The sequence below is a fragment of the Bacillus sp. F9_6S_D1_P_5 genome, from assembly GCF_054823925.1.
In genome coordinates, this window is sequence record NZ_JBTREW010000009.1 from 86771 (window position 1) to 108617 (window position 21847).

At 34.6% G+C, this 21847-nt stretch carries 27 protein-coding genes and 1 riboswitch; of the genes, 8 read left to right on the top strand and 19 right to left on the bottom strand.

Annotated features, from left to right (window positions below):
- Positions 1-5: 5 nt before the first annotated feature.
- The 3 genes from nfsA to ACUXEY_RS13100 form a co-directional block, all read right to left on the bottom strand.
- Entirely contained in the window at positions 6-740 is a 735-nt protein-coding gene (gene nfsA / locus ACUXEY_RS13090) for an oxygen-insensitive NADPH nitroreductase (protein ID WP_461300890.1), read from the bottom strand.
- Between the two features lie 253 nt (positions 741-993).
- Positions 994-1311: a DUF4870 domain-containing protein gene (locus ACUXEY_RS13095; protein ID WP_461300891.1), complete on the bottom strand. Its 318-nt coding sequence runs from the start codon at positions 1309-1311 to the stop codon at positions 994-996.
- Between the two features lie 148 nt (positions 1312-1459).
- Positions 1460-2011: a YdcF family protein gene (locus ACUXEY_RS13100; protein WP_461300931.1), complete on the bottom strand. Its 552-nt coding sequence runs from the start codon at positions 2009-2011 to the stop codon at positions 1460-1462.
- A 187-nt stretch (positions 2012-2198) separates the two neighbouring features.
- Between ACUXEY_RS13100 and ACUXEY_RS13105 the strand changes: the two genes are divergently transcribed.
- Positions 2199-2864 (top strand): DUF421 domain-containing protein, encoded by a 666-nt coding sequence (locus ACUXEY_RS13105; protein WP_166702249.1) that lies wholly within the window; start codon positions 2199-2201, stop codon positions 2862-2864.
- 36 nt (positions 2865-2900) lie between these two features.
- Here the strand turns inward: ACUXEY_RS13105 and ACUXEY_RS13110 are convergent, their stop codons facing one another.
- The 3 genes from ACUXEY_RS13110 to ACUXEY_RS13120 form a co-directional block, all read right to left on the bottom strand.
- On the bottom strand, positions 2901-4256 hold the full coding sequence (locus ACUXEY_RS13110) for an MATE family efflux transporter (RefSeq protein ID WP_166702248.1): 1356 nt from the start codon (positions 4254-4256) through the stop codon (positions 2901-2903).
- Between the two features lie 146 nt (positions 4257-4402).
- Positions 4403-5233 (bottom strand): MerR family transcriptional regulator, encoded by an 831-nt coding sequence (locus ACUXEY_RS13115; RefSeq protein WP_376905198.1) that lies wholly within the window; start codon positions 5231-5233, stop codon positions 4403-4405.
- Between the two features lie 96 nt (positions 5234-5329).
- Positions 5330-7003, bottom strand: a complete 1674-nt coding sequence (locus ACUXEY_RS13120) for a ribonuclease J (protein ID WP_461300892.1) — start codon at positions 7001-7003, stop codon at positions 5330-5332.
- A 332-nt stretch (positions 7004-7335) separates the two neighbouring features.
- On the opposite strand from ACUXEY_RS13120, the gene ACUXEY_RS13125 reads away from it, so the two are divergent.
- Positions 7336-8499: a cation:proton antiporter gene (locus ACUXEY_RS13125; protein ID WP_461300893.1), complete on the top strand. Its 1164-nt coding sequence runs from the start codon at positions 7336-7338 to the stop codon at positions 8497-8499.
- 60 nt (positions 8500-8559) lie between these two features.
- Here the strand turns inward: ACUXEY_RS13125 and ACUXEY_RS13130 are convergent, their stop codons facing one another.
- The 8 genes from ACUXEY_RS13130 to ACUXEY_RS13165 all read right to left on the bottom strand — a co-directional run bounded on the left by ACUXEY_RS13130 (position 8560) and on the right by ACUXEY_RS13165 (position 15115).
- Positions 8560-8838 carry a DUF3986 family protein gene (locus tag ACUXEY_RS13130; RefSeq protein WP_461300894.1) on the bottom strand — a complete coding sequence of 93 codons (279 nt, stop codon included), beginning with the start codon at positions 8836-8838 and terminating at the stop codon, positions 8560-8562.
- Positions 8839-8919: 81 nt separating this feature from the next.
- The gene (locus ACUXEY_RS13135; RefSeq protein ID WP_166702644.1) at positions 8920-10269 is read right to left on the bottom strand and encodes an aspartate aminotransferase family protein; all 1350 of its coding nucleotides are present in this window, start codon (positions 10267-10269) and stop codon (positions 8920-8922) included.
- Between the two features lie 190 nt (positions 10270-10459).
- On the bottom strand, positions 10460-12010 hold the full coding sequence (locus tag ACUXEY_RS13140) for a solute symporter family protein (RefSeq protein WP_461300895.1): 1551 nt from the start codon (positions 12008-12010) through the stop codon (positions 10460-10462).
- A 2-nt stretch (positions 12011-12012) separates the two neighbouring features.
- The gene (locus ACUXEY_RS13145) at positions 12013-12354 is read right to left on the bottom strand and encodes a DUF485 domain-containing protein (RefSeq protein WP_000817376.1); all 342 of its coding nucleotides are present in this window, start codon (positions 12352-12354) and stop codon (positions 12013-12015) included.
- Between the two features lie 247 nt (positions 12355-12601).
- A complete protein-coding gene (locus tag ACUXEY_RS13150; RefSeq protein ID WP_461300896.1) occupies positions 12602-13231 on the bottom strand; it encodes a sterol desaturase family protein in 630 nt (209 codons plus the stop codon).
- An 83-nt stretch (positions 13232-13314) separates the two neighbouring features.
- Entirely contained in the window at positions 13315-13608 is a 294-nt protein-coding gene (locus tag ACUXEY_RS13155; RefSeq protein ID WP_144610696.1) for a cytoplasmic protein, read from the bottom strand.
- Between the two features lie 19 nt (positions 13609-13627).
- Positions 13628-14317, bottom strand: coding sequence for a LysE family transporter (locus tag ACUXEY_RS13160; RefSeq protein ID WP_461300932.1), 690 nt, complete (start codon positions 14315-14317; stop codon positions 13628-13630).
- A gap of 69 nt (positions 14318-14386) precedes the next feature.
- On the bottom strand, positions 14387-15115 hold the full coding sequence (locus ACUXEY_RS13165; RefSeq protein WP_461300897.1) for a YqcI/YcgG family protein: 729 nt from the start codon (positions 15113-15115) through the stop codon (positions 14387-14389).
- Between the two features lie 263 nt (positions 15116-15378).
- Here ACUXEY_RS13165 and cspB point away from each other — a divergent pair, with 263 nt between their 5' ends.
- Complete coding sequence (gene cspB / locus ACUXEY_RS13170; protein ID WP_001161732.1) at positions 15379-15576, top strand: cold shock-like protein CspB; 198 nt, start codon at positions 15379-15381, stop codon at positions 15574-15576.
- Between the two features lie 119 nt (positions 15577-15695).
- Positions 15696-15944: a DUF2564 family protein gene (locus tag ACUXEY_RS13175; RefSeq protein WP_000534396.1), complete on the top strand. Its 249-nt coding sequence runs from the start codon at positions 15696-15698 to the stop codon at positions 15942-15944.
- 33 nt (positions 15945-15977) lie between these two features.
- Here the strand turns inward: ACUXEY_RS13175 and ACUXEY_RS13180 are convergent, their stop codons facing one another.
- The 3 genes from ACUXEY_RS13180 to ACUXEY_RS13190 form a co-directional block, all read right to left on the bottom strand.
- A complete protein-coding gene (locus ACUXEY_RS13180) occupies positions 15978-16154 on the bottom strand; it encodes a zinc-finger domain-containing protein (protein ID WP_000358801.1) in 177 nt (58 codons plus the stop codon).
- A gap of 12 nt (positions 16155-16166) precedes the next feature.
- Positions 16167-16826 carry a ribonuclease H family protein gene (locus ACUXEY_RS13185; RefSeq protein WP_461300898.1) on the bottom strand — a complete coding sequence of 220 codons (660 nt, stop codon included), beginning with the start codon at positions 16824-16826 and terminating at the stop codon, positions 16167-16169.
- Positions 16827-16977: 151 nt separating this feature from the next.
- Positions 16978-17463, bottom strand: coding sequence for a QueT transporter family protein (locus ACUXEY_RS13190; protein WP_001026475.1), 486 nt, complete (start codon positions 17461-17463; stop codon positions 16978-16980).
- A 6-nt stretch (positions 17464-17469) separates the two neighbouring features.
- Positions 17470-17514: riboswitch (PreQ1 riboswitch) on the bottom strand.
- A 132-nt stretch (positions 17515-17646) separates the two neighbouring features.
- Between ACUXEY_RS13190 and ACUXEY_RS13195 the strand changes: the two genes are divergently transcribed.
- From ACUXEY_RS13195 to ACUXEY_RS13205, 3 genes are all read left to right on the top strand, one after another.
- Positions 17647-18519 carry an aldose 1-epimerase family protein gene (locus tag ACUXEY_RS13195; RefSeq protein ID WP_461300899.1) on the top strand — a complete coding sequence of 291 codons (873 nt, stop codon included), beginning with the start codon at positions 17647-17649 and terminating at the stop codon, positions 18517-18519.
- Between the two features lie 69 nt (positions 18520-18588).
- Entirely contained in the window at positions 18589-18975 is a 387-nt protein-coding gene (locus ACUXEY_RS13200) for a reverse transcriptase-like protein (RefSeq protein ID WP_000573872.1), read from the top strand.
- A gap of 13 nt (positions 18976-18988) precedes the next feature.
- A complete protein-coding gene (locus ACUXEY_RS13205) occupies positions 18989-19894 on the top strand; it encodes a DMT family transporter (protein ID WP_461300900.1) in 906 nt (301 codons plus the stop codon).
- Between the two features lie 2 nt (positions 19895-19896).
- On the opposite strand, the gene ACUXEY_RS13210 is transcribed toward ACUXEY_RS13205, so the two are convergent.
- The gene (locus ACUXEY_RS13210) at positions 19897-20157 is read right to left on the bottom strand and encodes a DUF6123 family protein (RefSeq protein WP_210626837.1); all 261 of its coding nucleotides are present in this window, start codon (positions 20155-20157) and stop codon (positions 19897-19899) included.
- A 183-nt stretch (positions 20158-20340) separates the two neighbouring features.
- Between ACUXEY_RS13210 and ACUXEY_RS13215 the strand changes: the two genes are divergently transcribed.
- Complete coding sequence (locus tag ACUXEY_RS13215) at positions 20341-20901, top strand: cysteine hydrolase family protein (RefSeq protein ID WP_000806331.1); 561 nt, start codon at positions 20341-20343, stop codon at positions 20899-20901.
- A 34-nt stretch (positions 20902-20935) separates the two neighbouring features.
- On the opposite strand, the gene ACUXEY_RS13220 is transcribed toward ACUXEY_RS13215, so the two are convergent.
- Positions 20936-21796 carry a GNAT family N-acetyltransferase gene (locus ACUXEY_RS13220; RefSeq protein ID WP_461300901.1) on the bottom strand — a complete coding sequence of 287 codons (861 nt, stop codon included), beginning with the start codon at positions 21794-21796 and terminating at the stop codon, positions 20936-20938.
- Between the last annotated feature and the right edge of the window lie 51 nt (positions 21797-21847).

Sequence of the window (21847 nt, forward strand, 5' to 3'; positions counted from 1 at the left end):
TTTATTCATTTCTTATTAAATCCTTTTTCACTTAAAAACTCTTTCATATGCATTCTTTTTTCTTTAGACATAAACGAACTCATTGATTCTGTCCATGTTACGTTTTTCTTGTTTGATGATCTTTCTTTGTAATACGAGCTCATCGTTTCATCGTATTCGTTTAATAATTCATCATATTTCTTTTCATCATACCCATTTTCATGAAGGATTGCTGCTACTGGTAAACGTGGTTTCACTCCATGATCTTCATCTGGTACACCAACCGTCATTCCGAATACAGGGTATACTTTATCCGGTAAATGAAGCAATTCGCTCACTTCTCTCGGATTATTACGAATACCACCAATGTAACAAATACCGTATCCTAACGATTCTGCTGCTAGTGCTAAGTTTTGCGCGAAAAGTGAAGCATCTACCGTCGCAACGATAAAGTCTTCTACTCCTTCATGCTTTATTTCTGTACCATGCTGTTCACATGCCATTTCAAGTCGTTTTAAATCCGCACAACAAACAAAGAATGCTGCGCAGTCTTTCACGTGACGATTTCCGGATAACTCTGCTAGTTTAGCCTTTAGATCTTGATCGGTTACATATATAACAGAATACGCCTGTACAAAATGCGAGGAAGCAGCATGCTGCGCAGCTTGCACCATTCTTTCTACTACATCTTTCGGAATCGATTCTTCTTTATATTTACGAACTGACACGTGTTGCTCCATTTTATGTATAATATCATTCATGAAAAACACTCCTTTTTTCTCTTCATAATGAAAAATTAACATATCTTTTTCAATATTCACAACTTATAAGCACAAAAAGAGCAATTCTTTTTAAATTGCTCTTTTTTAAAACATCTATTAGTACGGTAAATGAAATTATATCGACGATAATTTCAATATATCAACGATTTTTCGAATATATCGACGATTCGACAAAGGATATCGACTTACCGACAAATAACGACACACTCATACCAAATTATTCCTTATCTTATTACGCCGTTTTCAAAACTTTAATACCTTTTACGATATTCCAAATGAAGTAGTAAATTCCTACAAGAATGAACACTGCATATGTGATCATCATTCCAATTCCAGCACCGTCAGATTGATTGAATCCTAAACCGTATATTCCTGATATCGCTAATCCTCCGAATAAAATTGCATATGGGAAAATATGTGACCCAAATGCTTTTTTCGCGTGGTATTTCACTTCATCCTCTGCAACGAAGTACACGATAATTGGCAGTAAAAATGGTGCAAAAAAGATACTAAAGTAACATAATGAAGATAATATATTATTTCCTTTCATCCGATTCACCTCTAAGTAGTTTTTGTTATCTTCATTATGTCAGGAATGCATTCTAGAAACTATCGCTTTACCTTTCATGAACATGACATATTTGTAAGATTCCCCTCTAAAATAATCCCGCCTGAAATTTCAGGTGGGATTATTTTCTCTATATTCGATTCATAAACCAATATTGCGTAATGGCTAAATACTCTCGTATATTCGATGGAATCACAATTCGCTTCGGTGTTTCGGCCGGAAGACCTTCTAATTGTAAACCTTGTTTTGCTGCTATTTTTTTCGCTCTAAACATATGGAAATCGTTTGTTACGATCATTCCTTTTTTCATATTGTCCGGAATTAAAGGTTTTGAGAATTTAATATTCTCATCTGTACTCGTTGACTTATCTTCCATTATAATGCGGTCTTCTGCAATTTTTAGTTTCATTAATCCATTTTTCATCGCTAATGCTTCTGAAATATCTTCTCCTTTTCCTTTCCCTCCAGACACGATAGCAATTGTTTTCTCATGTGATTGTAAATACTCAGCTGCTTTATCAATACGATATTGCAATGAGTACGATGGTTCCGTCCCATTTACTTTCGATCCTAGTACAATTATATAATCTGCGTCGTAGGTAGCATTCATTTGCCCCTGCTTATAAATGTTATATTGTAAAAATCCCGCATAAACGGCGCAAACCATTATAATTCCTATCATATACTTCATTATTTTCTTCTTTCTCATATCCATATACTCCTATGTTCTTTGCTTCTTTCATGATAATATCCATTTATTTGTTTGTATACATACAAATTCCAATTCATCCTAATTTATCCTCTGGAATGTAATATTTATATTTCTTTCGGGAACAGTAAGTACAACTTTGCACGAAGGAGTGTCTCTATTGCTTCTCTTTTTATGTAATGTATCGTTCTTTTTCATCTTATTTTTACTATCACTTAAAATGTTAGGAAAATCAGCTTTAGCACAACTAACTCCTCATGATTTTGGTGCTATTATCTTTTTATCTTATTTAGCTTTTCAGGCCATACCTGTCTCTGGTGCTTTGCAAGCTTTTCTCGGTATGGTCGTTATTACATGTTTGCATTTGCTTCTTACAAAATTAAGCTTACTAAACAAACTAAATCGTTTTATTCTTGGGCACCCTATCATTTTAATTAAACATGGTGACATTATTTTTGAGAACTTACAAAAAAGTAGATATCCAATCGCTGAACTTCTTTCTAACCTTCGCGTCGCAGGATATCCAAGTGTTCACGAAATCGAATACGCTATTTTAGAAGCGAATGGAGCCATTAGTATTTTACCAAAGCGTGAGCTTGTACCATTAACTCCGAAAGATTTGAACATAGATGTTTCATATGCCGGATTACCAATTGCCCTTATCGTTGATTCACAAATTCAATACGATAACTTAAAGTTAATTCATAAGGACGAAAAATGGCTATATAAAGAATTAAAAGAAAAAGGCATTACAAATATAAAGACCGTTGCTTTCGCGTCTGTTCAAGAAACAGATGGATCTTTTGCAATTAGTTTAAAGGAATAAAAAAATCCCATTAATTGCTTAATGGGATTTTCTTCATTATATTGCTTCTTTCTTTCCCGCCATATTTAATGGAACAGGATGTTTCATACGATTCATCGTAAATACGATAATCGCTGTCAATACTTCCGCTACTGGCATAACGAGCCAAATTCCGTTTATCCCAAATAATTTCGGCATAATCCATAATAATGGAATAATAAATAGCAACCCTCGGCTCATTATAATAAGTACTGATTTCGTCGTTTGTCGCACTGATTGGAAGTACTCTCCATACACAATGTTATAGCCTAAAAATACATATTGGATAAAGAACAAGCTCATACCCGTTAATGTTAATTCCAATAACTCTGGAGATTGAACATCAAATAAACCAATAATATATTTCCCGAAGAATAATCCGACAATTATTGCAACGCCTCCAAGTACAACTGCAATTTTTACAGCAAACTGCAATCCTTCACGCAATCTTTCTGATAAATTTGCACCGTAGTGGAAACTCGCAATTGGTTGTAACGCTGCTCCAACGCCGAAGAATAGTAGTAATGTCATCGCGTGAATACTATTCACCATCGCATAGGAAGCGACACCTACTTCTCCTGCATATTGAACGAATGCAATGTTAAAACCAATCGTTACAATTGCAACTGTACTTTCTGCTGTAAAGCTCGGGAAACCGATTATCATAATTTGTTTCACTGTATCCCACTCAAAATGAAATTTCGTCCATTTTAAAATACTACTTTTTCTAAAAAAATGAGTTAATAATACAAGGAAACCAATTGCTGCTGAAAGAATAGTTGCTGAAGCAGCTCCTGTTACGCCCCATTCAAAAATGAAAATAAAGATATAGTCAAACACTATATTTAATACAGCCGTTACAACTAAACCTGCCATTGCTAAATTAGGATTTCCATCATTTCGTATAAATGTACTTAAAATATTTTCTAAAACGTATATCATTCCAAATGTTAATAACACGTGTAAATAATCTAACGCATACGGTAAAATCACTTCGTTTGCACCGAATAAGTATGCTAAATCTTCTATTCTCCATAAGCAAATCGTTGCTAAAACGCCTACGATAATTACTGCTACAGTCATAGATTGCGTAAAAATAGACCTTGCTCTTTCTATTTTATTTTCACCTAATGCAATGGAATATAACGTTGCCCCGCCCATTCCAATCCATAATGAAATTGAAAAGAAAATTGAAAATGCTGGAATAGCCACGTTTACTCCTGCTAATCCGTTCGCTCCAACTCCCCTACTAATCATAACCGCATCAATTACAATATTAACCGACATTAATACCATTCCTAGAACGGCTGGTATTAAATACGAAATAAATAAGCTCTTTATCGGTTTTTCTCTTAATTTTTCTGTTGCTTCCATACTATTTTGCTCCTTTTTTTCAACTCTCTTTTCTTAGTTTAAACCTTCAAGTAACTTGAAGGTCAATAGAGAATTTAAAAAATAGGCAACTTCCTTATCGTGTTTCATGCCAATTTGTAATGATACACTTCCTATAACTTATTGCTTTATTTTTTCATGATAGGAATTTGAATTTCAGTTACTTGCTCCTCTGGATTTTCTGTTACAGACCAATCGATTAATCCAATCTCAATCGCATCTCCACTTACTTCATATCCTTCTTTATCAATGTATGCAAGTAATTCCTTATACGTTGCACCTGTTTCTTCATACGGTCCATGATGATAAGAACAAGCATATAAACCTTCCTTAATCTCATCTGAACTCTGTACTTGGAAAGGCATGTAATCCAAAAGAATAAAAACACTGCTATATGCTTGAAACTCATTTTGCATTAATCCTTTTTTCGCGACTGTTACACCGATATCTCCAGAAAATAAGCTATCATCCATTTGCCTCATATTTTTTTGCAACGAATGAATGTAGTACTCAAACATATCATCCGTCGTATTCGGAGCAACCGCAATAGCTGTTATTTTTCGCTGCGGGATTTCTTTCATTACCATTTGTTCAGCTTTTGCTTTTGTTGCTTCCTTAATTAAATGAATTCTATGCTCCATTTTCGCCAAAGCATATTCAATTTCTCTTTGTTTTTTCAACATCATTTCTTGTTGTTTCTCCAGTAAATTGAGTGCGTATGCTGGATTTCTTTCATCAATATATTTTTTAATTTCCTTTAGTGGGATATTTAATTGACGTAAAAATTTAATCGTATCTAATAGTGAAAATTGATCGATTGTGTAATAACGATAATTTGTTTGCGGGTCCACAGTGGACGGATGAAAAATTCCCTTCTCATCATAATAACGTAAAGTAGATTCCGCTATATTATGCATTTTTGCCATTTCTCCAATTGTAAAGCGTTTGTTTAATAACATCTTTTATTTCCTTCCATTTCTATTTATTTCATTATATGTTCATTCTGTCTTCAAAACAAAAAAGAATTCCCCTACGAGAATTCTTTTTATTAACTCTTAAACCTCTATTATTATAGGAAGGATCATCGGTTTTCTTTTCGTGTTAGTATATATAAACTTACCTAAAGCCTCTCTTACTTCTCTTTTCAAAATCCCCCAGCTATTCACATTCTCTTTCTTTAAATTATTAATCGTAATAACAGCTAATTTATTTAATTCCTTCAAAAATTCTTCTGAATCACGAACATAGACAAATCCACGAGAGATAATATCAGGACCTGAAATAATTTCTCCATCCACTTTATTAAAGGTAATAACTATTACGAGCATTCCATCTTCTGAAAGTTGTTTTCGATCACGTAATAAGGCATTTCCAACATCACCAATTCCTAATCCATCTACATATATATTTCCAGCCTGTATTTTTCTAGATTGAATGGCCTCTTCATTACTTATATCTACAACATCTCCATTACGAACGATAAAGATATTTTCTTTTTCGACACCAATTGATTCTGCTAACAAACTATGGTGATGTAGCATTCTAAACTCTCCATGAATTGGGATAAAATATTTAGGTTTCATTAAAGTGAGCATTAATTTCAATTCTTCTTGATACGCATGACCAGATACATGAACTCCAGTAGAACTACCTGATCCATAAATTACTTTTGCTCCTAAAGCAAATAAATTATCTATAATTTTTGAAACGTTACGTTCATTTCCTGGAATCGGAGTCGCAGCTATAATAACCGTATCTTCTGGTAAAACATCAACTTGTCTATAGTTTCCACTCGCTAAACGCGCTAAAGCTGCCATCGGTTCTCCTTGACTTCCTGTACAAAGTATCGCTACCTGCTTTGGATCTAAACGATTTACCTCACTCGCTTCAATTAACATGCCGTCTGGAATATGTAAATACCCTTTCTCTAGAGCAACTTCTACTACATTTACCATACTTCTCCCGAGCAAAGCCAATTTTCGATTTGTTTTTATGCAAGCTTCAACTATTTGCTGAACACGATTCACATTAGAAGCAAATGTAGAAATAATTACTTTTCTATTTGCTTTCATAAATATTTCTTCTATTCGTTCTCCTACTGATCTTTCTGATGGAGTAAAACCTGGTCGTTCTGCATTTGTACTTTCAGATAGTAAAGCTAGTACACCCTCACTACCTATTTTAGCCATTTTATGAATATCAGGATGTTGGTTATTTACTGGTGTTAAATCAAATTTAAAATCCCCGGTATGCACTACAGTACCTTCTCGTGTATGAAACACAATACCGAGACAATCTGGAATACTATGATTCGTTTTAAAAAATGTCGTCTTAATAGAACCGAGATCGATTTCTGATTCAGCGTGAATAACAATTAATTCTGTATCATTTTGAAGATTATGCTCTTTTAATTTAATTTCAATTAAACCTAACGTTAACTTCGTCGCGTAGATTGGTACGTTTAGTTGTTTTAAAAAATATGGTATTCCACCAATATGGTCCTCATGTCCATGTGTCACGACTAACCCGCGAATTTTTTCTTTATTTTCTTGTAAGTATGTGATGTCTGGAATTATTAAATCAATTCCTAATAAACTTTCATCTGGAAATTTAGATCCACAATCAATAACGACAATATCATTTTCATATTGAATAGCATACATATTTTTCCCTATTTCATTTACTCCACCTAAAGCAACAATAGACAAGTTTTTCTTTAATGAATTCAAAGGATAGGCCCTCCCTTTCACATTTATAATTCGTGAAATAGCATTTAGGCTTTATTATTTGTAATGAAACAGGACTTCATACTATTTCATACATATAAAAATTCACACACTACTCTTATATGTATATCCCCAATAACACAGTCTCTCTCTAAAAAAGCTCCCATTTTTCCATTGATTTTTTATAAAATCTATTATATATTAATTACAGGTTCAAATTACAAGTTCAAAAGAACTTGTAGTCAGACCCTTTGTTTAATGGGTTTTACATATTTTCATTAGGCAAATTCCGAGAAATCGTATGATAAAAATAAAAATGATGAGGAGAGGATCCGATGGAATTCGAATTTTTCTTTCAAATTGCACTTATTTTATTAAGTACAAAGCTTGCTGGTGATCTTAGTGTTAGATTAGGTCAACCTTCTGTACTAGGTAAACTAATTATCGGTATCGTGATTGGTCCAGCTATATTAGGTTGGATTGAAAATTCAGAACTTTTAACACAATTAAGTAATGTCGGTGTTATTCTTTTAATGTTTATGGCAGGACTTGAAACAGACTTAGAGGAATTAAACGCAAATCGTAATTCTTCTTTAGCTGTTGCACTTGGAGGTATCATTCTTCCATTCGTAGGTGGTTACGTTTCTGGTCTTGTTATCGGAATGGAACAAGGAAATGCTGTATTTTTAGGATTACTTCTATGTGCGACAAGTGTTAGTATTTCCGTACAAACACTTCGCGATTTAGGAAAGATGAAAACACGTGAAAGTACAACTATGCTGGGTGCAGCTGTATTTGATGACATTCTTGTCGTTATTTTATTAGCATTTGCAATGAGCTTCTTAGGTACAGACGATGTTAACTTAACAATGATTATCTTGAAGAAAGTTGTATTCTTCGCTTCTATTATTTTAATCGGATGGAAAGGTGTTCCTGCGATTATGCGCTGGTTATCACCACTACGCGTATCTGAGTCTATCGTCAGCGCGGCTCTTATCATCTGTTTCTCATTCGCATACTTCGGCGAATTATTAGGAATTGCTGGTATTATCGGTGCTTTCGCAGCTGGTATTGCGATTTCTCAAACGAACTACAAACATGAAGTAGAAAAGAAAGTAGAACCAATCGCTTACGCTATGTTCGTTCCAGTATTCTTCGTAAGTATCGGTATGAATATTACATTTGATGGTATTGGCGATCAAATTTGGTTCATCCTAGCATTAACGGTAATCGCTGTATTAACGAAACTAATCGGTTGTGGATTAGGTGCACGAATGACTGGATTTGACGCTAAGTCTTCTGCAATTATCGGTTCTGGAATGGTTTCTCGTGGTGAAGTTGCACTTATCATCGCTGGAACAGGACTTTCTTCAGGTCTACTAGCACAAGATTACTTTACAGCTATCGTTATTGTCGTTATTTTAACTACAATGATTACACCACCAATGTTAAAATACACTTTTGGTGCAAAAGATAAAGCAATGAAAGCAAGTAAATAAGTTTAATAAAAAAGAAGATTACTATCTTATAAGATAGTAATCTTCTTTCTCATTTTATATCTAAACAATTCCGTTCGTTTTTAACCATTTTTCAAAAATAATTCGTGCTTCTTCATCATCCATATCAATACTAAATGAATACACCTTAATGCCGTAATCATCTACATATTCACCTAGCTTCATTTCCTCCACCTTTTTGTAAAAATCGCCTGCCTCATAGTGCGGAATATAAGCATCCCAAACTGGTTCATTTATTCTTTTATACGCTGTCACTTCTAAATCATACCCATCTTCATAATATCCGATATGATAATGTTGACTAGGATCATATTTCTTCATAATAATTCCCCTCCCTTCGAAAATTTACCATATTTCACCTAATAAACAAAAGCGAGCTATAATTACAGCTCGCTCGATTCATTAAATGCGTTCCATCGCTGTCTTCAACGTTCCAACAACAAAGGCAATTTCTTCACTTGAAATAACAAGCGGTGGTGCTAATGTTAAGACGTTATTATATCCAGCTGTTGTCATACCATTTCGTCCTATAATTAAACCTTTTTCTTTACAAGCATTTACAACACTTGCAATTTTGTCGTTATCAATTGGCTCTTTCGTCTCTTTATCATTTACTAGTTCAATTCCAACTAGTAAACCTTTTCCTCTAATATCCCCAACAAGTGGATGCTCTCCAATTTCTTCTTTTAATTGCTCTAATAAAAGCGAGCCCATTTGTGCAGATCGCTCAATTAAATTTTCATTTTCCATAATCTCTAAGTTTTTAAGCGCTAATGCACATGCTGCAGGATTTCCACCAAATGTATTAATATGACGGAAGAATTCGTATTCACCCTTCCCTTTAAATGCTTCATATATTTCTTTTTTCACAGCTGTTGCTGATAATGGTAAATATGCGCTCGTAATTCCTTTTGCCATCGTAATAATATCAGGCTTCACATCATAATTCATAAATCCAAATGCTTTTCCTGTACGCCCGAAACCGCAAATTACTTCATCACTAATGAGCAAGGCACCGTGTTTTTGACACGTTTCATGAATTGCTTTCATATAGTCTTGTGGCGGCATTAAAATGCCTCCGCCCGTAATAATTGGTTCCATAATAAAAGCTGCAATCGTTTCACTTAATTCCCATGTCATAACGCGATCTACTTCTTTCACACATTCTACATCATAAATGTTCTCTCTTTCTATTCCAGGCATACGATAGCAATCTGGCGGCGTTACATGTAAAAAGCCTGAAGCAAATGGCTCATATTGATATCTACGCTGTGCTTGTCCCGTCGCTGCCATCGTTGCCATTGTATTTCCATGATACCCGCGGTAACGTGACATAAATTTATAACGATGCGGTTCACCTTTTTGAGCATAGTATTGCCTTGCTATTTTAAAAGCTGTTTCGTTCGCTTCCGAACCACTATTAGAGAAGAAAATAACATACTCTCCTCCAAGCCACTCATTTAATTTTTCTGCAAGCTTTATAGCTGGTTCATGCGATTGTGACATCGGAAAGTATGATAATGTTTGTAATTGCTTATAAGCCGCCTCTGCGAGCTCTTTTCTGCCGTATCCACTATTCACACACCAAAGACCGCTCATACCATCTAAATATCTTTTTCCTTGTATATCTTCAACCCAGCACCCTTCTGCTTTTGCCCCTACCATTGTACTATTTGGACTAAAGGGACGCATTCCGTGCCAAACATATTGCTCATCTTTTGCTAATAATTCATCAGTCTGTTTCGTTTTCATCATTTCTTCCACCTTCCATAACAACTTATTTTTCACAAAAGCTGCGCTGGTGCCATGATGATTTAAATTTCTCCCTGCTTATTTTCATTCCACAAAATTACGACAAATCCTACTTACAAAGTAGTATTATTTACAATAAAATGCCAAAAGAAAAAGGAGCTTTTCTTATATATCGAAAAGCCCCTCTTTTTTAATGTGAAGACGCATCACTAATACCATGACCAGTATTAGATTTCACAAGAATTTCATCAAACTTCGCCGCATCTTCTTTCTTACTAGATAAAATGGTCCCTAAATACGCTGCAAGGAATCCGAGCGGGATCGAAATAATTCCAGGAGTCGTATATGGGAATATCGCTTCTCCAACAAATATAGCTTTTCCAGCTACAGGGCTCCAAACATTTGGACTTAACGCTACGAGAACAATGGCTGATACAAGACCAACAATCATACCAGAGATGGCGCCCGTTGTATTAAAGCGCTTCCAATATATTGTGAATAATATAACTGGTAAGTTTGCACTCGCTGCAACTGCAAATGCTAATGAAACTAAAAATGCTACGTTCAATGTTTGAGCAAATAACGCTAGTATAATGGATAATACCGCTACTCCAATAGACGCATAGCGAGCCATTGACACTTGCTCTTTTTCTGTTGATTTTCCTTTGCGAATAATTTCATTATAAAAATCATGTGCAAAGGCTGACGCTGCTGTTAATACAAGACCTGCCACTACAGCTAAAATCGTTGCAAAGGCAATGGCTGATACGAAAGCAAATAAGAAATCTCCACCTAACGCTTTCGCTAATAAAGGTGCTGCCATATTACCAGCAGGATTTGCTTTAATAATTGCTTCATTCCCTACAAATGCCGCTGCTCCAAATCCTAAGAAGATTGTCATAATATAAAATGCACCAATTAACCACGTCGCGTATACAACAGATTGACGTGCTGTTTTTGCATCACGCACTGTAAAGAAGCGTACAAGAATATGTGGTAATCCAGCTGTACCAAGAACTAGTCCTAAATTTAAAGATAGCGTATCAAGGCCATCTTTATACTTTACTCCTGGATTTAAAAACGAATCTTTTAACGGTGTAGCTGTCTTCATTTGTGCGAACATTTCAGTCACACTAAAATTAAATTTTGCGAAAACGATAACAGAAATAATAAATGTACCAGCCATAAGTAATACAGCCTTAACAATTTGTACCCAGCTCGTCGCAGTCATTCCGCCAAAAATAACGTACACTGTCATTAATGTACCAACAATTAAAACAGATGTCGTATATTCGATCCCTAATAATAATTTAATAAGTGCACCAGCCCCAACTAATTGTGCAATCATATAAAAAATCGAAATCGTCATCGTATTAAGCGCTGCAACTCCGCGAACTTTTTTCGCATCAAAACGCGCCGCAATCATATCTGCTAATGTGTACTTTCCTAAATTTCGAAGCGGCTCTGCAACTAAGTATAATACAACTAAGTAAGCAACTAAGAAACCGATGCTATAAAAGAATCCATCAAACCCAGTTAACGCGATCGCCCCGGCTATACCAAGAAAGGACGCAGCAGACATATAATCTCCCGCAATAGCCAGACCATTTTGCCAACCAGTTAATCCCCCTCCAGCCGTATAAAACTCACTCGCATTTTTCGTTTTCTTCGATGCAAAATAAGTTATGACGAGTGTACCAAGTACGATGATTAAAAATAGTGCAAAAGCGGTTATATTCAAAGTCAGCCCCTCCCTTTTTGCATGTCTTGTAGAATGTTTTGTGAGATTTTATCAAAGGATTCCGCTTTTTTACTGTAAATCATACATAATGACCACGTCATAATAAATTGAGCAAATGCAAACACCCATGCCCACGTAACATCACCGAATGCCGGTGTATTAAGTACCTTTGAATACGATGTTAAAATAGGTAACGCAATAAAAAAACTTAAAAAGAAAATACTCATTGGAACGATGAACTTCTTTTTCGTATTTAATAGCAATTGAAATTCTTCTGACTGAACAACCTCTGTATAATTCACCTCATTTTGCAACTTACGTGCTGACGTATCATCTCGTTTCATTCTCTAATCCCCTCTCTTACTAAAAATACAATTCCCCCTTGCATGACTAAATACTAAATTTTATAAATATTCAGAAACTTATTTTCATTTTAGACAATCCATACATTCCTGCAAAGATGTTTCGATAGACATTTTTCGGCAATTTCCCCTAAGTTTTTAATATACTTTTTCAGCATAAAATTTGTGCACTTCACTTTCGCTCCAGCTAAGCTTTCATACTCGTTATAACAAAATAAAAAAGTAGTGCTTAGCGCACCACTTCTGTTTTTTTCTCTTTTTCTAAATTACGAGCTGTTTCGCTTAATTCAACATCTTTTCCATCTTTAAGCGTTCCAAATAGGAAATCGAATACTGGATTTGAAACACCGAACCAAAACTTTTCATTTTTATAATGGTGTAATATGTGCTGTTTTTTTAGCCATCGCCCAAACTTAGTGATAGGACGGATTGGCTTATGTGCAATATAATGTTTCCACTCATAAACGAGAAGCATAATAATCATACCAATCCCGAATGAAAGTGTAATAGTAACACTTTTTGTTATAGCGTATGATATAAGTAAATATATAGTAAAGCTTGGTATGCTAAACCATACTGGCAAAAATAAAAGTTTTAAATCATCTGGATATACGTGATGATCATAATGTAATCTTCTTAACATTTTTAATAAAAATACGTTTTTAGGTGGTTTTAAGTGAAATAAAAACCGGTGTGTCATATATTCGTTAAGCGTATAAAAAACAATACCAAACAAACACGCTAACATACTGATCCATGTGAATAATTGCATTTTTAAAATAATGATGAAAACAAATAAAATACAATACATAATAACGATATCATGTTGTAAAAAGAACTCTTTCCCCATTCTCTTCATCTTCTTTCCCCCTTTTCCAAAAAAACAGCCGCAACATATCGTTACGACTATTTCTTTTATTTTCTATTCTTATTCTATTCACTTTACAAATTTGCCTGCTGCTCTATTGTCGAGAAAAAATTGTTCGATCCAAATATATTTTGTTTTGGAATAATATGTTCCACCGCAAACACTGTTACTTCTCCTCTTTGTACCTCTCCAATAATGAGCCCAAATACTTCATGATTTACCGCAAACGTTGGTTGCTTTGTTTGTAGTAATCTTGCTGCAGTATGAAATACCGCTTCATATAGTGGATTTCTATCGGTAATTTCTTTTCGGATTTTTGGTGCTAACGTAATAATAATTTCTTTTCCGTCAATAGTGGTTCGATACATAAAAATCTCCCCTTCAATCTTATGTGAACAACTGTAAAGCTTTGTATGCAAAATGGATAGAATATCCTACTAAAATAATACCGGCTCCGGCTGTTATATAGCCTAATGCTTTTTGCTTTAATAATGTTCTGCCAAAATGGACAGAAAAAGCGATATTTAAATTCCACAAAATAATGCCAACGATAATACAAAGGCTGTACAAAAAGGCTTCTTGTTTCGTTACCTTCGTAAGCAATGAGCTAAGTGTACTTCCGTATATACCAAACCAAAAAACAAGATTTAATGGATTGGATATCGCAATTAAAAAACCTGCCATAAACGATTGTTTCAGCCCACCTACCTCTTCTTTTTTATATTCCATATTCGAGTGGGAAATTCCTTGTTTTACACTTTGAAATCCTAAATAAAATAATAAGAAAAACCCTGTGCAATACATAAAAGCTTGTACATATGTATACATAAACAGAGAAGATAAACCGAAATAGATGAGAAGCATAAACAAAATATCTGCAGTCATTCCACCAATTCCAACAACCCACGCATGCCAAAAACCTCGTTCAATTCCTCGTTTTAACATTTCAATATTAATCGGACCTACTGGTGCAGCTAATGAAATACCTAATACAATTTGTTGTATAATCGCTCTACCCTTTCTACTTCCTTTACTATTAAGTAATGATGTAATGATTAAAAATAGACTAGCTTTCATCAAAATATTTACTACTAAAACACCCTTTTTTATCCAAAATATACAAAAGAGCCACCTGGATGATGGCTCTTACTTTTCTATCTTATGAAGAAAAGGACATTTTCCTTTTATCGGTTCTACATCGTCTCCTATGAAATATTGTTTCCATTCCCGATGTTCCGGATCACCATAATGACTAATGTTAGGATGCTTCGGCAGCTGATCCCACTTTTCAACTCGCTCTCGGACCGTTTGTCTGGAATATGCTCCTTTAGGACGATCCCCTTCTAATCCATCAAAGATGGTGCGTGGTTGGAATCCAATAACGAGAGAATTTCCTAAATGTCTAGTTTTTCGTTGTTTATAAGCTGGCGCATTTCCAAATGCGAATATCGGTTCACCACCAAATGAAAATTCCCATAAGTAATGGTCTGGGTCTTCAGGAATTTGCTTCGGCCATGTTTGGTCATCTTGTTCATGTGAATATTGTAATAATTTCCAAAAGTAATCACGATAATATTCCAGTGATTGTTCCTCACATTCTGGTTCCACAAAAAGAAAAAATCCCCTTCTTACAATTGGGCGCTCTTTCATTAATTCTAAAAAAGATAACATTGTATGTGACAAATGGCTCCAATCATTATGAGAGAGAAAGGAATAACGAAGCTCATTCTTTTTCAAAGCAGTTAAACCAAAATAACATGGGAAAGTTGGTTCTAATACGATGTTTGAAAAATTTTCAAATTCTTTTGCAACCCAATTCGGTATATCCGTTCTCATTCTCATCCCATCATTATCTAATAAATAAGACTCATTCATTCTTTCACCTCACTATGTATAGCATTCAATTAAGACCATTACATACTCGGCCTGTCCTATACCTATTTAAAAATTCGACTGAAAAATTATTTAAAAATACAAAAAATAAAATCGCTTACTTGACTAAATTCTCCCAATTCGTGTATATTTAAATTAATCATTTAGCAGAATATTCAAGATTATAGCATTTTTAGTTTATATTATCTTTTCAAATGAATTTCACTAAATGAAAAACGTAAATGTTTTTTAGGAGGAATTGTAACATGCAAGGAAAAGTAAAATGGTTTAACAACGAAAAAGGTTTTGGATTTATCGAAATGGAAGGCGCTGACGATGTATTCGTACATTTCTCTGCTATTCAAGGCGAAGGCTACAAAGCTTTAGAAGAAGGTCAAGAAGTATCTTTCGATATCACTGAAGGAAACCGCGGACCTCAAGCTGCTAACGTAGTAAAACTTTAATCCAACATATGACAGGAGGTTACCTAACTTGGTAACCTCCTTTGTTATTCCTTTGTATATTTCCGTTTTCCAGAGCAAAAACTATGTGAAATGCGCAATATACAAAGGAGGAATTAGCAATGGGATCAGAAGTAAATGATTTTGAAGAAGTAAAATTCCGTGTAGAAACAGCACAAAAAATGGTAGGATCAGCGACAATTTCAATGGATCCAGATACATTAGAGCATGCTACTACTGCTGTAGAAGCCGCTCGCTCCCAGCTTGAAATTATGAAGTCTGTTGCAACAGATTTAGATGAGCCGTTTCTGATGAATGAGGAAAAAAAATTAAGTCAATGCGAGCATCAATTAAATGAAGCGAAGCACTAAAAAACATCCAGAGAATTTTCTCTGGATGTTTTTTCATGACAGCTGTTCTCCATACTTTTTCAACGTTTCTCCAACTGTACATTGCCTGATACAAAATGAATGAGCGTAATACTTACTATTCGTCTTTCGATTATGTTCTCGCAAAAAACACCCTTCACAATACGTTTCTAATAAGTCATTTACCTCTGTAATGAGTTGCTTTTTATCCACCTTTGCACCTCTCTATTCGGTTATTTCTTTATGACTATCAATGACGGTTCCTTCTAATGCTTGTGTAGCTAATTGATGTGCTTCTTTGTTTTGTTTTCTAGATATCGGCTCACATACAAGTTTTAATTTCATTTGCTTCGCCTTTTGTTCAATTTGATCTAAGTAATGATTTAAATGCTCATCATAACAAGGCCATTCTCCAGCCAATTGCTGCAGTACAACTTGCGAATCGCCGCGGAGTGTAACTGCTTCATACTTAATTGCTAATTCCTCGAGTATATTCATACCATATAATAATGACGCATATTCCGCTTCATTATTATCATATATGCCTTCTATGTATGCATTACGGCGAATTCGGTATTTTGCATTTCCTTTTTTATAGTATACACATATACCTACTCCAGCTTCTTTCGTCTGTACATCATAACCACCATCAAAATAAACGAGTATTTCTTGGGGCTCTTCCTCCACTTGTTTACTCAGCTTTTTCATTTCCTTTAATGACCATTCTGCATCCATTTCATCGTAAAATAATAATTCCTTCACTCTTCCTGTTTTCTCGAAATCCTCTGCAAATTGAAGTACTTCTTCTATGTTCATATAATCTGTCGTTAACTCTGTCTGCAAACCGCGCTTTGTTTTATACAACCAATGAATTTTATATTTCATACTAGATTCCCCTTATATAAGACTTCTTATATGTAGCCAGCTAATGAAAGCCTCACTTTATTTTATTATATTGTATCAAGAGTCACAGCATTATATTCAATATGATTACATACAAAAAGAGCTATGCCTTTAGGAATAGCTCTTTCATCTATTACATAAATCTTTCAAATTGTACTCGTTTATTAATCCAGTACATTACAGGCATACCAATCGCCATGACAACAAATTCACCAACTGCACATGTCAACCAAGACAACATAAATGGTAAACCCAATGCAAGATGAAGTTCAATTGCAATCATAAACATTGTAATTGTAAAGATAACTGTATTAAAAATCATACGAGCCCAAACACCTTTAATAAATCGCATAGAAATAATCGTTGCAACTAATGCAAGAATAGATTGCCCTACTCCAAATACTAAATCGTAAGCGATCATAGGTGAGAAAAAGAGATTCGTTAAAAATACACCTAATACAATTCCGTAAATTGCTTTCTTATTAAATACAACAAGATGATTAAACATCTCTGAAATACGAAACTGTACATTCGTAAAGCCAAATGGCTGAATAAGCATAGAAACAGCAATATATAATGCCGCTAAAATACCATTACCGACTAAAGTTCTAATATTCATGACAAAATCTCCTTAGTTTTTTTACGTGGGATGGTTTCGAACCACGTTATTCGTTTTTTAAGCAACAAGATTATATTCTACGCAATACACACTCTTTCGTCAATAGATTCCTATCATGAACTACCTTTTTTCTTTTAGACAACGTATAATAAAACATATGAAAGTTTTAGGAGGTTTCACTTCATGACAGCAACAATTCAAAATGAAAGAGTGATCGTTTCCATTTCTGACAAAGGTGCAGAATTACAAAGCGTTCGCTTAAAAGAAGATAACACTGAATACTTATGGCAAGGCGATTCTACTTATTGGGGGCGCCGCGCACCCATTTTATTCCCAATTGTCGGCCGATTAGTAGATAATACATACTACGTAGATGGTACACCATATTCTTTAACACAACACGGCTTTGCTCGTGATCTTACATTCTCTGTAAAAGAACAAAGTGAAACGAAAATCACTTATATTGTTACTAGTAATGAAGAAACATTAAAAAAATACCCATACGAATTCGAATTACTCGTTTCTTATGAGCTAGACGGACAAATCGTTCATGTAACATATGAAGTAAATAATCCTTCTTCAAAAGAGATGTTCTTCTCAATCGGAGCACATCCTGGTTTCAACTTCCCGTTATTAGAGGGTGAATCATTTACAGATTATCATTTATCCTTTAATGGTTCTGAACGCATAGAAACAAGCGTATTAGAAGGACCTTACCTTTCAAGCAAAAAACAATTAATCGCTGAAAATACGAATGAATTACCACTTACATACGATTTATTTAAAAATGATGCACTTATTTTTGAAAATATGAACACGGATGAAATCTCTATTCGTTCTCATAAACATAATAAATTTGTAAAAGTAGAATTTGACGGATTCCCATTTGTCGGCGTATGGACACCAGGCGAGAATGCACCTTTCTTATGTATTGAACCTTGGTACGGAATTGCCGATGAAGTAACTCCAGCAAAAGATTTCAAGGAAAAAAAAGGAATTCAATCTTTACAAGCGAATGAAACATTTACATGTCGTTATAGCATTACAATCGGCTAATTACTCTATCCCCTACTTCAAAGAAACATATAAGTAGGGGATCATCTTATCATTTGGAGGTTTCTCATTTTGATTGAAGTATATATTGATGGTGCATCAAAAGGAAATCCTGGTCCTTCTGGTGCGGGAGTATTTATTAAAGGGGTTCAACCAGCTGTACAATTATCATTACCCCTCGGGACAATGTCCAATCATGAAGCAGAATACCACGCTTTACTTGCGGCATTAAAATATTGCACGGAGCATAATTATAACATTGTCTCTTTTCGTACAGATTCGCAACTTGTCGAGCGAGCTGTCGAAAAAGAATACGCAAAAAATAAAATGTTTGCACCTTTATTAGAAGAAGCACTGCAGTACATAAAAAATTTCGACCTCTTTTTTATTAAGTGGATTCCAAGTAGTCAAAATAAAGTTGCTGATGAGTTAGCTAGAAAGGCTATCTTACAAAATTAACGGGGGTATGAGTGTGAAAAAAGATTGGATTGCTCCTCTTGCTTTATTATTTGTCTCTTTTATTTGGGGAGCTACGTTTGTTGTCGTTCAAAATGCTATGTCTTTCGTTGGTCCATTTACTTTTAATGGTATTCGCTTTTTATTCGCCGGAATTATTTTATTATTCGTTCAAATGATTTTCGCAAAAAAAACTTCAAAACAAGATATAAAACAGAGTAGCCTTGCTGGATTAATCGTTGGATTCTTTTTATGTGTTGGCTATGTGTTACAAACATTCGGCTTACTTTATACAACTTCTTCAAAAGCAGGATTCTTAACAGGGCTTAGTATCGTTATGGTACCTATTTTGTCTTTTATCTTTTTAAAACAAAAAGCTACTATTTTTATCGTAATAGGCATTGCTGTAGCAACAGCAGGTTTATACTTATTAACAGCTGGTGATTCATTTCAATTAAACATTGGAGATATACTCGTTCTCGGTTGCGCGGTTGCTTTCGCTGCTCATATTCTTGTTAATGGCTTCTTCTCTAAGAAAATATCACCTTTATTGTTAAGTACGTCGCAAGTGTTAGCTGTCGGTATGTTTTCTTCTATTTGCGCCTTTTTGTTTGAAGATTGGGAAAAATTACTTTCAGCAGCACTATGGACGAATTCTTCCTTTTTATTCGCCCTATTTCTAACTTCTCTATTCGCAACATCCATTGCTTTTTTCATTCAAACATCAGCGCAAAAACATACATCTCCAACGAGAGTAGCCATTATTTTCGCAATGGAGCCCGTTTTCGCTGCCTTAACAGGCGTTCTCGTTGCAAACGAACAACTTTCTATTTCTGCTATTATCGGATGTCTATGTATTTTCCTAGGCATGGTTTTTGTTGAGTTACCTTCCAAAACAAAAAAAGAAGCGCAGGCTGCGTGAAGTTACGCTTGTAACTTCCGCATAAAAGCCTTAGCGCTTTTTTTATCTGTAATTTCTTCTTCTTTCAATCGTTCTAATAACGCAACAAAATAACTCCCATCAAACTGAAACTGATGTTTAATTGTCGCTTCTATTGCCGCGTTCACAATTCCATCAGATGCACCAGTATATCCTTGTCCGAACATAATAAACCCTTGTGCTTCCTCTGACAATTTAAATCCTTTCGTATGTAAGAATGAAAGATAATCTTCTATTGTTTGCATGTTATTCCCACCTACTCAAAAATTCTCCATCTCCTATCATACATGTTTTTACAAGCTATGAGAATGAAATTTATATGACAACTTTGTAAATCTATCCGAAGTAGACGATAGAGGATTTCCTTACAATATAAAAGAATATGTAACTGGTAACTTATTTTATATTAAAGGGGATAGGGATATAAAATGAAACAAGCACTATTAATTATTGATGCGCAACAAGAGTTAATGGATGGAAATGAAAAAGAAAATGCAGTTTTTCGTAAAACCGAGTTACTATCCACACTAAATACAGCTGTGCAGAAAGCAATCGATGCAAATGCCCTTATTGTTTTCGTAAGAGATATCGATGTTGCTTCTGGTAGCGGTGAGGGATTTGAAGTACATAATGAAATTCAAGTACCTCAGTCTGCAATCCTTATTAATAAAGCAGCAACGAACGCATTCTATGGCACTTCTTTACTTGAACTTTTAAAAGAAGAGAAGATTGGCCATATCGTTATCGGTGGATGTAAAACAGAGCATTGTATCGACACCGCAGTTAGAACTGCGACTGTACAAGGATGTGACGTTACATTAATTAAAAATGGTCATTCCACAACTGATTCTAACGTATTATCTGCAGAGCAAATTATTGCTCATCATAATAAAATTCTACATGGACATTATAATGTGGATCATTTTTCAGTTGTTAGGGATGTCGAGGAAGACCTTTTTGTACCTATTCATGATCAATATCGTGATTAACGAAAAAGAATCCTTCATTCAGAAGGATTCTTTTTTATCCAAAAATTTGCGCTGCAATGCTATATAACTCATTATTCCTTTTTAATAATTGATCGCTATTTTTCATCATAATTGGTGGTGTATTCGCCTTTTTAAAACCAGCAATCTCTAACTCTTTCAGAAAATTGTCCTTTCCTTCTGGTACATCCATTCTTAATTTCCCATTATGTCCTCTTGCTAAAGCATGTACTATTCTCATTGCCATTGCATCATTTTTAGCAACGATCGGTCCTATTATTTTATTTTCTGGCGTTTGTATACTTATACCGTATCCTACTACATTTTCTTTTGTATCCTTTACAACGACACACTGATCACTTTGCATAATTCTTTGTTTTAAAAACTCGTTTCGACTTGTTCCAAATGCGCCTTCATCTATTTTTATTATCCCTTCTAAATCCACCTCTTTATACCCCATCATATATTCTTCAGCTTCTGCACATTTATGATTCGCATTGTACGAGTTACATATGTATTTAGAAACATAGCTTACTACCCTAAATCCTATCTTTTTATATAAAGGCTTCCCCTCATCTGTAGCAATAAGCATAATTGGAGTTCGAGCTGATACGCTATTCATGCAAGAATTCGTTATCACCTTTCCAATCCCTCTTCCCTTATAATCCGGATGTACAATCACCATTCCTATTGACGCTAACGCCTCTCCGTATAATATAATTGCAGCGCTTGCAATAAGTTTTTTTCTCTCATTCCATACGCCATATACAATACCTAAGTTAAAAATCGTTTCAACTTCTTCTCTGTTATAATCCCAACCAATATAAGAAGATAACGCTACAATGTCCTCTATTTTTTCTTTCCTAAGACGTTCTATCCTCATTTCTAATTCAATCATACTCCATCCCCTTATCTAGACATTTAAATCATTATTACTAAATCAACTCGT

Excerpts from the sequence above, each read along its gene's own strand:
- ACUXEY_RS13215 (WP_000806331.1), top strand. The coding sequence starts at position 20,341 with ATGAAACAAGCACTATTAATTATTGATGCGCAACAAGAGTTAATGGAT.
- ACUXEY_RS13095 (WP_461300891.1), bottom strand. The coding sequence starts at position 1,311 with ATGAAAGGAAATAATATATTATCTTCATTATGTTACTTTAGTATCTTT.
- ACUXEY_RS13110 (WP_166702248.1), bottom strand. The coding sequence starts at position 4,256 with ATGGAAGCAACAGAAAAATTAAGAGAAAAACCGATAAAGAGCTTATTT.
- ACUXEY_RS13135 (WP_166702644.1), bottom strand. The coding sequence starts at position 10,269 with ATGAAAACGAAACAGACTGATGAATTATTAGCAAAAGATGAGCAATAT.
- ACUXEY_RS13175 (WP_000534396.1), top strand. The coding sequence starts at position 15,696 with ATGGGATCAGAAGTAAATGATTTTGAAGAAGTAAAATTCCGTGTAGAA.
- ACUXEY_RS13155 (WP_144610696.1), bottom strand. The coding sequence starts at position 13,608 with ATGTATCGAACCACTATTGACGGAAAAGAAATTATTATTACGTTAGCA.
- ACUXEY_RS13115 (WP_376905198.1), bottom strand. The coding sequence starts at position 5,233 with ATGTTATTAAACAAACGCTTTACAATTGGAGAAATGGCAAAAATGCAT.
- cspB (WP_001161732.1), top strand. The coding sequence starts at position 15,379 with ATGCAAGGAAAAGTAAAATGGTTTAACAACGAAAAAGGTTTTGGATTT.
- ACUXEY_RS13195 (WP_461300899.1), top strand. The coding sequence starts at position 17,647 with ATGACAGCAACAATTCAAAATGAAAGAGTGATCGTTTCCATTTCTGAC.
- ACUXEY_RS13145 (WP_000817376.1), bottom strand. The coding sequence starts at position 12,354 with ATGAAACGAGATGATACGTCAGCACGTAAGTTGCAAAATGAGGTGAAT.
- ACUXEY_RS13185 (WP_461300898.1), bottom strand. The coding sequence starts at position 16,826 with ATGAAATATAAAATTCATTGGTTGTATAAAACAAAGCGCGGTTTGCAG.
- ACUXEY_RS13130 (WP_461300894.1), bottom strand. The coding sequence starts at position 8,838 with ATGAAGAAATATGATCCTAGTCAACATTATCATATCGGATATTATGAA.
- ACUXEY_RS13190 (WP_001026475.1), bottom strand. The coding sequence starts at position 17,463 with ATGAATATTAGAACTTTAGTCGGTAATGGTATTTTAGCGGCATTATAT.
- ACUXEY_RS13150 (WP_461300896.1), bottom strand. The coding sequence starts at position 13,231 with ATGAAGAGAATGGGGAAAGAGTTCTTTTTACAACATGATATCGTTATT.
- ACUXEY_RS13125 (WP_461300893.1), top strand. The coding sequence starts at position 7,336 with ATGGAATTCGAATTTTTCTTTCAAATTGCACTTATTTTATTAAGTACA.
- ACUXEY_RS13165 (WP_461300897.1), bottom strand. The coding sequence starts at position 15,115 with ATGAATGAGTCTTATTTATTAGATAATGATGGGATGAGAATGAGAACG.
- nfsA (WP_461300890.1), bottom strand. The coding sequence starts at position 740 with ATGAATGATATTATACATAAAATGGAGCAACACGTGTCAGTTCGTAAA.
- ACUXEY_RS13220 (WP_461300901.1), bottom strand. The coding sequence starts at position 21,796 with ATGATTGAATTAGAAATGAGGATAGAACGTCTTAGGAAAGAAAAAATA.
- ACUXEY_RS13210 (WP_210626837.1), bottom strand. The coding sequence starts at position 20,157 with ATGCAAACAATAGAAGATTATCTTTCATTCTTACATACGAAAGGATTT.
- ACUXEY_RS13160 (WP_461300932.1), bottom strand. The coding sequence starts at position 14,317 with ATGAAAGCTAGTCTATTTTTAATCATTACATCATTACTTAATAGTAAA.
- ACUXEY_RS13100 (WP_461300931.1), bottom strand. The coding sequence starts at position 2,011 with ATGATAGGAATTATAATGGTTTGCGCCGTTTATGCGGGATTTTTACAA.